16 protein-coding genes are annotated in these 13,695 nt (G+C 65.4%); 15 read left to right on the plus strand and 1 reads right to left on the minus strand.

The features are described 5' to 3' along the window. Genes ribB through hisF form a run of 6 tightly spaced genes read left to right on the plus strand, consistent with a single transcriptional unit; the run spans position 1 to position 4,480 of the window. Positions 1–1,308, plus strand: coding sequence for a 3,4-dihydroxy-2-butanone-4-phosphate synthase (ribB, locus tag CURSPS6_RS03095; RefSeq protein WP_030014062.1), 1,308 nt, complete (start codon positions 1–3; stop codon positions 1,306–1,308). After that, positions 1,305–2,015: a GTP cyclohydrolase II gene (locus tag CURSPS6_RS03100; protein WP_082470009.1), complete on the plus strand. Its 711-nt coding sequence runs from the start codon at positions 1,305–1,307 to the stop codon at positions 2,013–2,015. The genes ribB and CURSPS6_RS03100 overlap by 4 nt, the downstream gene beginning before the upstream one ends. A gap of 9 nt (positions 2,016–2,024) precedes the next feature. Then, positions 2,025–2,501 (plus strand): 6,7-dimethyl-8-ribityllumazine synthase, encoded by a 477-nt coding sequence (ribH, locus tag CURSPS6_RS03105; RefSeq protein WP_030014065.1) that lies wholly within the window; start codon positions 2,025–2,027, stop codon positions 2,499–2,501. Between the two features lie 23 nt (positions 2,502–2,524). Then, positions 2,525–2,788: a phosphoribosyl-ATP diphosphatase gene (locus tag CURSPS6_RS03110; protein WP_030014067.1), complete on the plus strand. Its 264-nt coding sequence runs from the start codon at positions 2,525–2,527 to the stop codon at positions 2,786–2,788. Between the two features lie 52 nt (positions 2,789–2,840). After that, positions 2,841–3,686 carry an ATP phosphoribosyltransferase gene (gene hisG, locus CURSPS6_RS03115; protein WP_030014068.1) on the plus strand — a complete coding sequence of 282 codons (846 nt, stop codon included), beginning with the start codon at positions 2,841–2,843 and terminating at the stop codon, positions 3,684–3,686. 29 nt (positions 3,687–3,715) lie between these two features. Then, positions 3,716–4,480: an imidazole glycerol phosphate synthase subunit HisF gene (gene hisF / locus CURSPS6_RS03120; RefSeq protein ID WP_030014069.1), complete on the plus strand. Its 765-nt coding sequence runs from the start codon at positions 3,716–3,718 to the stop codon at positions 4,478–4,480. Positions 4,481–4,499: 19 nt separating this feature from the next. Here hisF and CURSPS6_RS03125 read toward each other — a convergent pair whose 3' ends face one another. Further along, positions 4,500–5,180: a hypothetical protein gene (locus CURSPS6_RS03125; protein ID WP_035810145.1), complete on the minus strand. Its 681-nt coding sequence runs from the start codon at positions 5,178–5,180 to the stop codon at positions 4,500–4,502. A 131-nt stretch (positions 5,181–5,311) separates the two neighbouring features. On the opposite strand from CURSPS6_RS03125, the gene CURSPS6_RS03130 reads away from it, so the two are divergent. From CURSPS6_RS03130 to lgt, 9 genes are all read left to right on the plus strand, one after another. Next, positions 5,312–6,232 (plus strand): hypothetical protein, encoded by a 921-nt coding sequence (locus CURSPS6_RS03130; protein WP_152978045.1) that lies wholly within the window; start codon positions 5,312–5,314, stop codon positions 6,230–6,232. Between the two features lie 159 nt (positions 6,233–6,391). Beyond that, positions 6,392–6,781 (plus strand): phosphoribosyl-AMP cyclohydrolase, encoded by a 390-nt coding sequence (gene hisI / locus CURSPS6_RS03135; protein WP_030014074.1) that lies wholly within the window; start codon positions 6,392–6,394, stop codon positions 6,779–6,781. A gap of 33 nt (positions 6,782–6,814) precedes the next feature. Then, positions 6,815–8,401, plus strand: a complete 1,587-nt coding sequence (locus tag CURSPS6_RS03140; RefSeq protein WP_030014075.1) for an anthranilate synthase component I — start codon at positions 6,815–6,817, stop codon at positions 8,399–8,401. Further along, complete coding sequence (locus CURSPS6_RS03145) at positions 8,398–9,039, plus strand: Trp biosynthesis-associated membrane protein (RefSeq protein ID WP_051687578.1); 642 nt, start codon at positions 8,398–8,400, stop codon at positions 9,037–9,039. Before CURSPS6_RS03140 ends, CURSPS6_RS03145 begins: the two co-directional genes overlap by 4 nt. 96 nt (positions 9,040–9,135) lie before the next feature. Further along, the gene (locus CURSPS6_RS03150) at positions 9,136–9,384 is read left to right on the plus strand and encodes an HGxxPAAW family protein (protein WP_030014077.1); all 249 of its coding nucleotides are present in this window, start codon (positions 9,136–9,138) and stop codon (positions 9,382–9,384) included. A gap of 112 nt (positions 9,385–9,496) precedes the next feature. Continuing rightward, the gene (trpC, locus tag CURSPS6_RS03155) at positions 9,497–10,333 is read left to right on the plus strand and encodes an indole-3-glycerol phosphate synthase TrpC (RefSeq protein WP_030014078.1); all 837 of its coding nucleotides are present in this window, start codon (positions 9,497–9,499) and stop codon (positions 10,331–10,333) included. Then, positions 10,326–11,681, plus strand: a complete 1,356-nt coding sequence (gene trpB, locus CURSPS6_RS03160; protein WP_051687579.1) for a tryptophan synthase subunit beta — start codon at positions 10,326–10,328, stop codon at positions 11,679–11,681. Before trpC ends, trpB begins: the two co-directional genes overlap by 8 nt. Continuing rightward, entirely contained in the window at positions 11,678–12,538 is an 861-nt protein-coding gene (gene trpA / locus CURSPS6_RS03165; protein ID WP_030014081.1) for a tryptophan synthase subunit alpha, read from the plus strand. Before trpB ends, trpA begins: the two co-directional genes overlap by 4 nt. Then, complete coding sequence (lgt, locus tag CURSPS6_RS03170) at positions 12,535–13,413, plus strand: prolipoprotein diacylglyceryl transferase (protein ID WP_030014082.1); 879 nt, start codon at positions 12,535–12,537, stop codon at positions 13,411–13,413. The genes trpA and lgt overlap by 4 nt, the downstream gene beginning before the upstream one ends. Positions 13,414–13,695: the final 282 nt, after the last annotated feature.

Here is a 13,695-nt window from a genome sequence, read left to right on the forward strand (position 1 = left end):
ATGTTCACCGGAATCATCGAATCCCTCGGAACCGTGGAGCACCTGGATCTCCGCGCGGACTCGGCCGTGCTCTCCGTCCGAGCCGGCGATCTCGTCGCTGATCTCGCCGACGGCGGCTCCCTCGCGATCAACGGCGTGTGCCTCACGGCGACCCCCAACCGGGAGGAACCGGGACTCTTCACCGCCGACGTCATCGGGGAGACGCTCGCCCGAACCACCCTGAAGACCCTGCACCCCGGATCCCGGGTCAACCTCGAACGGTGCCTTCGGGCCGACGGGCGATTCGACGGGCACATCGTCCAGGGCCACGTGGACGGGACGGGCAAGATCCTCGCGATCGAAGACCTGCCCGACTGGTCCATCGTGCGCATCGCCGTTCCGCGCGACCTCGCCCCGTACCTCGCGGAGAAGGGCTCGATCGCGGTCGACGGCATCTCGTTGACCGTGACCGCCGTCAGCGCGGCGGATGAGGCCCAGCCGTGGTTCGAGGTGGGCATCATCCCCACGACCCTGCGGGCGACCACCCTCGGCGCCGCGCACGCCGGCGACCCCGTCAACCTCGAGACCGACGCTGTGGCGAAATACTTGGCTCGCGCGCGGGAATTCGACGTCATCACGGGCGAGCCGGAGGCGATCGGCCTCGCCGTGGAGCCCACGGTCACCGTGGAAGATTCCGGGAAGGGGCTCGATACGGTCGACGACGCCGTGCGCGCGATCCGTGCCGGGGGCCTCGCGGTCGTGGTCGACGACGAGGACCGCGAGAACGAGGGCGACCTCATCGGCGCCGCGGCGCTCGCCGACCCGGCGCGCCTGGGATTCATGGTGCGCCATTCCTCCGGCGTGGTCTGTGCCCCCATGACCCCCGAACGCGCGGATGCGTTGGATCTGCCGCCCATGACCAACGTCAACGAGGATCCCAAGGCGACCGCCTACACCGTCACGTGCGATGCCGCCCACGGCATCACCTCGGGCATTAGCGCGAGCGACCGGGCCAGGACGTTGAACGTCCTCGCCGGCTCGTCCTCGACGCCGGCGGAACTGACCCGACCCGGGCACATTCTGCCGCTCCGAGCGGTTTCCGGCGGGGTGCGTGAGCGGCAGGGACACACCGAGGCCGCCGTCGATCTGGCCCGTTTGGCGGGGCTCCCCGAGGTCGGTTACATCGCCGAGGTGGTCCACGACGACGGATCGATGATGCGTTTCGAGGCCCTCCGGGAGTTCGCGACGACCCACGGTCTGCCCATGATTTCGATCGCCGACCTCCAGGAGGTTTTGGAGGAAGCGGCGGAGGAGGAGCGCACCGCATGAGCGCCGAACCGTCACCCTCGGCCGAGATGGGCTCGGCCGACCGGCCGGTGACCCGTTCCGCACCCGTCCGGGTGCCCACCCCGCACGGCACCTTTGAGATGCGCGCGTGGTCCTTCCCCGACGGCAACGAGATCCTCAGCGCGACCGCTATCGATCACGATGGGACGGTGATCGACGCCGCGAACCCCGCACCCCTGGTGCGGCTCCATTCCGAGTGTCTCACCGGCGACGTCTTCGGGTCCTTCCGCTGCGACTGCGGTCCGCAATTGCATCAGGGGCTCGAAAAGATCGCCCGCGTCGGCGGAAAACTGATCTATATCAAGGGGCACGAGGGGCGCGGCATCGGCTTGGTCAACAAGCTCAAGGCGTACGCCCTGCAAGATCGCGGGCTCGACACCGTTGACGCGAATGTCGCCCTGGGATTCGACCCGGATCCGCGGGCCTATCGTCAGGCCGCATGCGTCTTGAGGGAACTGGGGGTCACGACGTTGCGGCTCATGACCAACAACCCGGCCAAGGCCGAGGCATTGGCTGGACTCGGCCTCGACGTGACCTCGATCGAGCCCGACGAGGTGCCACCGCGCGAGGAGAACGCACGGTATTTGGCGACCAAGAGGGACCGCATGAATCACCGCCTCGAACTTCGCACGGCCCAGCCCGGCGAGGACCTCACCGACCACGACCACACCACACATCACGACATCTGAGGAGACATCATGAGCGGAGCCGGCGCAGCCGAGACACACTTGACCGAGCTGAAGACCGAGGGACTGAAGGTCGCCGTCGTGGCGGCCTCGTGGCACGACCGGGTCATGAACGGGTTGCTCGGCGGAGCCGAGCGGGCCCTTCAGGACGCGGGACTGCACCAGAGCGCGACCATCGTGCGGGTTCCCGGCTCGTTCGAATTGCCCGTCGCGGCGGCCCGCCTGGCCGCGAGCCACGACGCGGTCGTCGCCCTCGGCGTGGTGATTCGCGGCGGAACCCCGCATTTTGACTACGTGTGTGAAGCCGCGACCCAGGGCCTGACCCAGGTCAGCGTCACGACCGGCACACCGGTCGGCTTCGGCGTGTTGACCTGTGATGACGAGCAACAGGCCCTGGACCGCGCGGGTATCGAGGAGTCATCGGAGGACAAAGGATACGAAGCCACGGCCGCGGCCGTCCACACCGCGGTAACACTGTCCCAACTCTGATCCCGTCGGGGTAACCTGAACGGGTGAAAACGTTTGAAGAGCTCTTCACCGAGCTGACCGCCAAAGCTGCTGACAGGCCCGCCGGATCCGCAACGGTGGCCGAATTGGACTCCGGAATTCACGGGATCGGAAAGAAAGTGGTCGAGGAGGCCGCTGAAGTGTGGATGGCCGGTGAATATCAGACCGATGAGGAGCTTTCCGAGGAGATCTCCCAGCTGATCTATCACCTGCAGGTCATGATGATCGCCCGCGGCCTCTCGCCGCGGGACATCTACGCCTACCTCTGACCGCGGACGAGTCCGCCTCACCACCTCGACCGACCCCCTCAGAAGGACCCTCATGCTGCGTATTGCCGTGCCGAATAAAGGCGCCCTCTCCCAAGCCGCCCAGGCCATGCTCACCGAAGCGGGGTACCTGCAACGGCGTGATAGCCGCGAGCTGGTGATCGTCGACGAGGTCAACAACGTCGAATTCTTTTACCTTCGTCCCCGCGACATCGCGGTGTACGTCGGTCACGGAACCTTGGACGTCGGCATTACCGGACGCGACCTGCTGATCGATTCCGAGGCGAACGCGGAGGAGGCCCTGGGCCTCGATTTTGCGCGCTCGACCTTCCACTTCGCGGGGCCCCGGGATCAGTTCAGCGATATCGGCCAGCTCCAGGGGAAACGGATCGCGACGAGCTATTCGAGCCTCGTCAGGAAGTTCCTGGACGAGCGAGGCATCGAAGCGTCGGTGGTCCGGCTTGACGGAGCCATCGAATCCTCGATTCGCCTGGGGGTCGCGGACGCGATCGCCGACGTCGTGGAAACCGGCAACACCATGCGGGCCGCGGGACTCGAGCCCTTCGGCGAGCCCCTCATGCGCTCGGAGGCCCTGCTCATCAAGCGCAACGGGCTGGAAGACCAGGACGGTCTCGACGTCCTGTCCCGGCGCCTGCGCGGCGTCCTGGTGGCACGGCAGTACGTCCTGATGGATTACGACGTCAGCGGAGACAACCTCGATGCCGCGACCGCCGTCACCCCGGGGCTTGAGGCTCCGACCGTCTCACCCTTGCAGCGCGAGGGTTGGTTCGCCGTGCGCACGATGGTTCCGAAGAAATCCACTAATCAGATCATGGACAGCCTGTACGAGGCCGGAGCACGGGCCATTCTGGTCTCGCCGATCGCCGCCGCGCGGTTGTAACTCGATTCGCGGGCCTGGAAGGAAAAATTATGGGCGTTGCCGTGCGTGTCATCCCGTGCTTGGACGTCGATGCCGGGCGCGTCGTCAAGGGCGTCAATTTTGAGGGACTCCGTGACGCCGGAGATCCCGTCGAGCTCGCGCGCCGCTATGACGCGGCCGGGGCCGACGAGTTGACCTTCCTCGACGTCACGGCCTCATCTTCCTACCGGGCGACCACCTACGACATCGTGGCGCGGACCGCCGAGGAGGTCTTTATCCCCTTGACCGTCGGCGGTGGCGTCCGAACCCCCGAGGACGTCGATCGTCTCCTGCGCGCCGGGGCGGACAAAGCGTCGATCAATACGGCCGCGATCGCCCGGCCGGATGTCATCAGCGAGATCTCGGATCGTTTCGGCAACCAGGTGCTGGTGCTTTCCGTGGACGCGAAGAGGAGCGGTCAGACCCCGTCGGGGTTTGAGGTCACCACACACGGTGGGCGCACCTCGACCGGGATCGACGCCCTCGAGTGGGCGCGAGAGGCCGCGGATCGAGGCGTCGGCGAGGTCCTGGTGAACTCCATTGACGCCGACGGGACCCGCGAGGGCTTCGACCTGGAGATGATCCGAGCGGTTCGCGGGGTCGTGGACATTCCCCTGATCGCGTCCGGCGGCGCGGGGGAGGCCGCGCACTTCCCGGAGGCCGTGCGGGCGGGGGCGGACGCCGTCTTGGCGGCCTCGATCTTCCATTTCGGGCCCGACAACGCGATTCGCGACGTGAAATCGGCGATTCGCGAGGCGGGATTCGAGGTCCGCTGACGCCCGTCCCGCGGCGGTATTAGTAGGAGACCTCCACGCGCGCCGCGTCCCGGCGGCCGAACAGGTACATCAGCAGTTCCAGCGGTTCTCCGGTCAGCACCGCGGCGTCTCCGGTGCGGGGCGACCGCACGACCTTCTGGACGAGTCCGCTGACGCGCGATGAATCCGCCGACTTCCGGACCACCGAGGTTCCGTAGCGGGGCGCACCCTGGTCGTCGGTTCCCACCAGGGTCAGCCCGTCGGGGTAGCCCTTGGCCATGAGCGCGGCGCGACGGTCCAGCGCCTTCCAGATCTTCTGCTGTTCTTCCGGGTCGGCGGTCCGGCCGGAATTCATCTCGACGGCCTCGGGGGACCCGCGAAGGATATCTTCGCGATGCACGATGTATTCCAGGTAATTGACGTTCTCATCGGCGGTGTCGTGGCGCCGGGTCAGGGGACGTGCCGCCTCGAAGGTGGCCAGGCCATCCGAAAAGGCGTGCCCGTCGGACAGCTCTTCGGCGAGCTCTTCGGTCTTGGCCTCGGTGCGTTTCGACAATGGCGGCAACACCACTCCGGCCGCGATGTCGGGTCGGGTTTCCCGCAGGATGAGGTGGGCCAGCATGTGCTCCGTATTCCAGCCCTCGCACAGGGTGGGCAACCCGGGGCCGACACGTTCGAGGACGGTGACAAGGTCATGGCGGAGGTCTGTGATCGCAGTCATGTCTCGATTGTAGGCGCATATGCGTCCCATGTGGAGCGTCACAAAGGTGTCACGAACTCCTGGCGTTTATTTATAATTTTAAACGTTGTGTCCGGATAAGACGGATGATTGGGCACGACATGAAAGGAATTATGGAACACGCAAAAATGGTGAAAACCGAACTTACAAGACGCAGCGTGGCGCGAGGAGCGATGTGGTCGGTGCCCGTGGTCTGCGCTTCGAGTGCAGTCCCGGCCATAGCCGCTAGCCGGAGTGTTCAGCAGACGTTGCCGGGGGCCGGGTTGTACGTCACGGCCTCTAAGACGGACGGTGGCATCGGGTACGGCCCAGACGACGGGACCACCAACACGGCCGACAGCTCTCTGAATTGGAATCCGGCGACGGGGAAACCGACTAATTGTCAGCGCTTCGCTCACGGGGAAGGGATTTTCACGCCCGGAAGCAATTCCACTAGCGGGGCCGATGGTTCGTACGGCTCGACCAGTGGTTTCTGGTGGGCGACCCCGCAGGACGATGCGGGCAACTTCATTAAAGGTGCCACCGCTCAGCTGAACGCTGGAGCGAAATTCGTGACGACCGTCAAGCTCACCGTTCCCGCCGGCGCGAACGCGTCGTGGACGTTGAGCAACGTGACCATAAACAGGAAGAAATGGGGTCAAGGCGGGCTCTCGGGTCCCCTCGTGCGCCTGCCCGGAGCGCGAAACGCTCTGGCATTCGGTGGCGTGAAGGGGACGTGGACCGCCTCGGCTCCCTCGGTTACTCCGGGCGCCAACGGGGACATGGTCTTTACCGGGACCATAACCTTCCAGACCACGGAGAACGCGCTCGTTCGGGATAACGGGAAGCAACACTATGGCCAGGCTGTCATCATGCCGGGGACCGTATTCTTCCAGACTGCCTACGGGTGGAATCAGTTCACCCTGACCTCGACCGTGGAGAACGCCACCATTGTCACCACAGTGCCGGGAGGGTATACGAATCCCTATCCAGCGAGTAAACCGCTGGTTCTCACCAAAACGCTGACCACCACGACCTTCATCGTCCCATGTTGAGGCACGTGGTGACACAACCTCGATTTAGCGGGGGGGGGGTAGCCTCTTCCAGGAAAAATATCGGGTCTGGGTATGAATCCACCGGAACGGACGGATTCATACCCAGATTCGTGTTCGGCTCCGTGGGGACCCGGCTCGATGCGCGGTAGGCTGGTGCCGATGAAAAGCCAGCCAAATCTCAAGGATTCCGTCCTTCCCGATAGCATTCGCGAGCGCCTCACGCGCAACGAACAGGGGCTTGTCGCCGCGATCATCCAGCAGCATGACACCGGCGAGGTGCTGATGCTCGGGTGGATGGACGAGGAGGCACTCCGTCGCACCCTGACCAGCGGCCGCGTGACCTTTTGGTCCCGTTCGCGGAGCGAATACTGGCGCAAGGGAGACACCTCCGGGCATCGCCAGTACGTGAAGTCCGTTGCCTTGGACTGCGACGGCGATGCGCTGTTGGTCCGAGTGGACCAGGTGGGAGCAGCCTGCCATACGGGCAGCAGAACCTGCTTCGACCACAGATCCCTACCGAGCGTCACGGGCCATCGTGACGAGAACTGACCCTGTGACGAGCCGTTGTGTAAGGAAGCCTCGATGAACACCCATTCCCCGTCTCTGCCGGGAGAAATCCACCCCACACGGGACGAGTTTCGCCGGCTCGCCGTCGACCACCGCGTGGTACCGGTGACCGTCAAGGTCGTCGCGGATTCCCTGACTCCGATCGGCATCTACCGGTCTCTCGTGGCCCGCAACGGCCACGGCCGCCCGGGCACCTTTCTGATGGAATCCGCCAACGAAGGCGCGCGGTGGTCCCGGTACTCGTTTATCGGCGTGTCCTCCCGATCGACCTTGACGACCAAGGACGGCAAGCCCTACTGGCAGGGGACCGTCCCGGAAGGGGCTCCCACGGACGGATCGCCGGTCGAGGCGATTCGTAGCACCCTGGAGATGCTTCACACGGAGACCTGGGCCGACCTGCCCCCGCTGACCTCAGGTCTCGTGGGGTACCTGGGCTGGGACACCGTGCGTCATTGGGAAAAGCTTCCGCACCCGCCCACCGACGACGTCAACCTGCCGGAATTCGCCCTGAACCTGGTCTCGGATATGGCGATTCACGACCACCAGGACGGCTCCGTGACGCTCGTGGCCAACGCCATCAACTGGGACGGCAGCTCGGATCGCGTGGATTGGGCCTATGACGACGCCGTCGAGCGCATTCGCTCCATGGTCCGGCAACTGGCCGAGCCGCTGGAGAAGACCACGGTGTCCGTCTACCGGGATACCGAGGCTGAATCCGCCGGTTTCGATGAGCGGGTCCACGAAACGTGGAGTCGCCAGCAGTACATGAACGCCATCGTCGAGGGAAAACACGCGATCGGCGACGGCGATATCTTCCAGGTGGTCATCTCCCGTCGTTTCGAGGCCGAATGCGATGCACCGCCGCTGGACGTGTATCGCGTCCTGCGGCAGACCAACCCGTCGCCGTACATGTACCTGTACACGTTCGAGGACCCCGAGGGGGAGCCGTACTCGATCGTTGGGTCGTCCCCCGAGGCGCTGGTGACGGTGCACGGCAACCGGGCGACCACCCACCCGATCGCAGGCTCCCGCCCCCGCGGGGATTCGCACGGACACGACGTGGCGCTGGCGGAGGAGCTGCTCGCCGATGAGAAGGAACGCTCCGAGCACCTGATGCTCGTGGACCTCTCGCGCAACGATTTGTCCAAGATCGCGACCCCCGGGACCGTCGCCGTGACGCAATTCATGGACATCGAGCGTTTCAGCCACATCATGCACATTTCCTCGACGGTCGAGGCCGAGATCCGCGACGGCGCCAATGCCTACGACGTCCTACGCGCCACGTTCCCCGCGGGCACGCTCTCCGGCGCGCCGAAGCCGCGGGCCATGCAGCTGCTGGACGATTACGAACCTCATCGCCGTGGCGTCTACGGTGGCGTGGTGGGCTATTTCGATTTCGCGGGAAATATGGACATGGCCATCGCGATCCGCACCGCCCTGTTACGCCACGGCCGTGCGTACGTGCAGGCCGGCGCCGGCATCGTCGCCGATTCCGATCCCGAAACCGAGGCCGAGGAAACCGTCAACAAAGCCGCGGCGCCCATGCGCGCCGCGTTACGGGCCCGTCACCTGACGAGCATCGCCGAGGAGGATTATTCATGAGCCAGGATTCCGACGAAGTATCGTCGCCGACGCCCGAAGTGGCCGGGGCGACGACCTCGGAGAAGCGCGCGGCCGGTTCCGGACGCGTGATCCTGGTGTGCCTCCTCATCCCGGCGTTGGCTTTCGTGACGACGCTCTTCCCATGGATCCACGCGAATGTGTCGAGCGTCATGTCCACGGTGGACGTGGACGTCAAGGGCACCGACGCCGCGCCCGCGGTCTCCGCGCTGGGCCTGGTAGCGCTCGCCGGAGTCTTGGCCGTCCGCATCGCCGGTAAAGTCCTGCGCCTCATCATCAGCATCGTCATCGCACTGGCGGGCGCCGGAATGGTCATCTCGGCCTTGACGGCGGCCCTGAAGCCGTCCGACGCGGCCATGACCAAGGTTGGCGAGGCGACGGGCACCACCGGGCCCGGCGGGGACTACGTGGTCACCGTGTGGCCGTGGTTGACCTTGGTCCTGGGCGTCGCGACGATCCTGGCCGCGGTGTGGCTCTGGTGGTCCAGCCGTTCGTGGAAGGCCACGTCTCGGCGGTACGAGCGCACGTCGCAACATTCGGTCGAAAAGGGCGAGAACCCTCACGCGGACGACATCGACGCCTGGGACTCCCTCTCGGAGGGGGAGGACCCGACCCGTTGAGGGCCGCGCAACATCCTGTCCCGACGGTAACCTTGGCATAGACTATTAGCAGACTGTGCACGAAACCGTGCTGATCGCTTCATATAAGGAGGGCCAGTGAGCTCTGAACAGAATCTCGAACTCACGCCGACCGCCGTCGAGGGACACGGCAACACACCGGCCGCATGGGCTTTGGTCACCCTGGTGATGATCGGGACCTTGATCGGCACGATCGCCTTTGACCGCGGAAGCATGCTGTGGATCATCATCGGCATCGTGGTGATCGTTGTGGGCGGCGTGGTCGGCGGAATTCTCAAGGCCGCCGGCTACGGGAAGCTCGGCTCCCGGCTCAAGAGCAACCACTAAGAATGCATGACGACAGCGCTCCTCGGGGAATGACTCCCGGTGGGGCGCTGTTCGTCATGATGACTCGTGGCGTCGTGCCACACATCGCAGTAGACCGGAGATCACAGCTTTTATGACTGTATTGGATGACATCATCGCCGGAGTCCGCGAGGACCTCGAGGAGCGTCGCCAGAGGGTGAGCCTCGACGAACTCAAAGAGAAGGTTTCCTCGGTCTCGCCGGCCCGGGACGCCGTTTCCGCCCTCCGCGGCCCCGACGCCTCCAGTATCGAGATCGTGGCCGAGGTTAAGCGAGCGAGCCCCTCAGCGGGAGATCTCTCCCACATCGCTTCGCCCGCGGACCTTGCCCACGCGTACGAGGCCGGGGGAGCCGCGGCCATATCCGTGCTGACGGAATCGCGGCGTTTCAAAGGATCGCTCGAGGACCTGGACGCCGTGCGCGCCGAGGTCTCGATCCCGATCCTGCGCAAAGACTTCACCATCGACCCGTACATGATCTGGGAGGCTCGCGCCCACGGCGCCGACCTTGTCCTGTTGATCGTGGCGGCGCTGACCGATGAGCAGCTCCGGGAGTACCTCGAGCTGACGCATCGGCTGGGCATGAACGCGATCGTCGAGACCCACACCAGCGACGAGGTCAAGCGCGCGGCCGCGCTCGGGGCGCGGATCGTTGGGGTCAATGTCCGGAATCTCAAGACCCTGGAAACGGACAAGGCACACTTCGGCAAGCTCGCCTCGCGGTTGCCGGAAGGCCCCGTGATCCTCGCCGAATCCGGTGTCTCGGAGGCCGAGGACGTCGCCGAATACGGCCGGCAGGGCGCCGAAGCGGTTTTGGTCGGTGAGGCCCTGGTCAAGCACGAGGACCCACGCGAGGCCGTGAGCGTATTCAAGAAGCAGGGTCGCAAGGCGCGTGCCGCCTACCTGGAAGAGAAGGAAGCGCAGAATGGCTAAAACCCCATCATCCGCGGGACGTCCCGAGCTGGCAGAGTCCTTTCTGGCCGGCACGGATTCCCTGAAGAACGCCAGCGGGCCCTACTTCGGCGAATACGGCGGCCAGTGGATGCCCGAGTCCTTGATCCGCGCGATGGACGAGCTCGAGGACACGTTCGACAAGGCCAAAGCGGACCCGGATTTCCAGGAAGAATTTGAGCGTCTTTCCCGGGAATACGCGAATCGTCCGTCCCTGATGACCGAGGCCAAGCGCCTCAGCGAGGTCGCCGGGGCACGTATCTTCCTCAAGCGAGAAGACCTGAACCATACCGGTTCCCACAAGATCAATAACGTCCTCGGACAGGCATTGCTGGCCCGGAAGATGGGTAAGACCCGGCTCATCGCCGAAACCGGCGCCGGCCAGCACGGCGTCGCAACGGCGACGGCCGCCGCGTACTTCGGCATGGAATGCGTCATCTACATGGGCGAGGTCGACACCGATCGGCAGGCCCTCAACGTGGCGCGCATGCAGCTGCTCGGGGCCAAGGTCATCGCGGTCCAGAACGGGTCGCGCACCCTGAAGGACGCGATCAACGAGGCCCTGCGGGATTGGGTCGCGCACGTCGACGACACACATTATTTGTTGGGTACGGCCGCCGGGGCGCACCCGTTCCCGGCCATGGTGCGGTACTTCCACGATGCGATCGGCGCGGAATCCCGGCAACAGATCCTCGAACAGACCGGGAGGCTTCCGGACGCCGTCGCCGCGTGCGTCGGCGGAGGCTCCAATGCGATCGGGATGTTCCACGCGTTCCTGGACGACCAGTCCGTGGAACTGTTCGGTCTCGAACCCGGCGGCGACGGCGTGGACACCGGCCGACACGCCGCGACGATTAACCTGGGTCGCCCCGGGGTCTTGCACGGTGCCCGGACCTACCTCATGCAGGACGACGACGGACAGACCGTCGAGTCCCACTCGATCTCTGCCGGTCTCGATTACCCCGGCGTGGGGCCCGAGCACGCTTACCTGTCGGATATCGGTCGGGCGACGTACCTGCCCATTACCGACGCCGAGGCCATGGACGCCCTCCGGACCCTCTGCGAGACCGAGGGAATCATCCCGGCCATCGAGTCCGCCCACGCCCTGGCGGGGGCACTGAACCTCGCGCAGCAATGGCGCGAAGAGGACCCGGAGGCCGCTCGCGAGAAGATCATCGCCGTGTGCCTGTCCGGCCGCGGCGACAAAGACATGGATACGGCGGTCTCCTGGTTCGGGTTGGGCAAGGCCATCCCGAGCTCGGAGGTCAACGCCTCGACCCTCAAGAGCCAGGAATCTGGTGGCGACCATGCCTCGGAGGAGACCAAATGAACACGTCAGCTACGCCGTCGCCGGAACAATTGAGCGCCGCGACGAGGGCTTTCCCGCGGCCGAACCCGGACTCGCGGTTGGCCGCCCGGCTCGAGAAGTGCCGGGAAGAATCGCGACCGGCCCTGATCGGCTATCTTCCGGTCGGTTATCCGACCGTCGATGCCTCGATCGAGGCCGGTATCCAGCTCGGAAATAACGGCGCCGACATCATCGAACTGGGCATCCCGTATTCGGACCCGGTCATGGACGGCCCGGTCATTCAGGAAGCGACAGCCGAGGCGTTGTCCCGCGGATTCCGCGTGGACGACGTGTTCCGGGCCGTTCGCGAAATCACCGCGGCCACCGACGCCGTCGTGGTCGTCATGACGTACTGGAATCCGGTGCTGCGCAAGGGCGTGGATGACTTTGCCGGGCGGCTCGCCGAGGCGGGTGGCTCGGGAATCATCACCCCGGACCTGGTGCCCGACGAAGCCGGTGAGTGGCTCGAGGCCAGCGACCGTCACGGGCTGGACCGCATTTTCTTGGCCGCGCCATCGTCGACGGTCGAGAGGCTGGAGATGATTTCCCGGGCCTCGAGCGGATTCGTCTACGCGGTCTCGGTCATGGGCGTGACCGGCGCGCGGTCCTCGGTCTCCGACGTGGCCGAGAAGCTCGTGGCGGATCTTCGCACGGCGGGGGCTGCGAACGTGTGCGTCGGGCTCGGCGTGTCCCGCAGGGAACACGTCGAGGAGATCGGGCAGTATGCCGACGGCGTCATCGTCGGCACGGCCCTGGTCCGGGCCCTCGGGGCGGGCGGCCCTGAGGCCGTGGGCGCCCTGACGCGAGAACTGTCCGGTCGGGATGGTGCGGCGGCATGAGCGCGACGGCCCCTCTCCTGGCGGCCATCCCGTCGCCCAGCTGGTCGGCCTTTCACCTGGGCCCGCTGACCATCCACGCGTATGCCCTCTGCATCCTCTTGGGCATCGTGATCTGCCTCTGGCTGACGACCCGCCGGTGGGCGGCCAAGGGCTATGACCCCGAACATATCTGGGACATCGCGATCTGGGCCATTCCCTTTGGGCTGGTCGGCGCGCGCATGTACCACGTCTTCATCACGGCCCCCGGAGACTATTTCGGGCCGGGGCGAAATCCGGTCGACGCGCTGAAAATCTGGGAGGGCGGCATCGGGATCATGGGCGCCGTGACCCTGGGTGCCGTCGGCGCGTGGATCGCGTGCCGCCGGAACCAGGTCTCCCTGGCGGCCTTCGCGGACGCCGCCGCCCCAGGAATTCTGATCGCCCAGGGCATCGGCCGGTGGGGCAACTGGTTCAACCAGGAGCTCTTTGGAAAGCCGACGACCCTTCCGTGGGGCTTGGAGATCGACCCAACTTCGCATAATTTCCCGTCTCAATACCCGGCCGGGACGCTGTTCCACCCCACGTTCCTCTACGAGTCCCTGTGGGACATTCTCGGCGGTCTGATCATCCTCTGGTTGTCGCGAAAGATCCTGCACCGCAGGGGCCAGGTGCTCTGGACCTACGTCCTGTACTACGGCGTCGGCCGATTCCTGATCGAGCTTTTCCTGCGCATCGATCATTCTGACGAGTTCCTCGGCCTGAGAATTCACGTCTGGACCGCGGGATTCCTGGTGCTCCTCGGGGCGGTCATGCTCGTGGTGGCGAGCCGCCGACGGGACGAGGCGCCGGGCGATGACGAGGCCGAAGACGCTCGCGAAGGCCTCGACGCCCGGTAAACCCCGCGAGAGACCACAAGGGCCGGTTCCCACACTGGGACCGGCCCTTTGCGCGCCCGATGCGTAACGTTGCCGTTACTAGCACGTCACAAGGGCGGATCTGTGACGGCGGTGCAGGGAGCTGCGTCACGTCGTGGTAATTTAGCGGAACAACACATGGGCAAGTCGTAATGTCTCGCCGCCGCATCACATCACAGGCGAGACACCCCATTCGATACGACGCGCGAACAATGACGCGTCGAATTGTCTCGTAATAGCTGCAATGAAGCGGCGACCGTTGGA

Source organism: Curtobacterium sp. S6 (assembly GCF_000710345.2).
Classification (GTDB): Bacteria; Actinomycetota; Actinomycetes; order Actinomycetales; family Micrococcaceae; genus Rothia.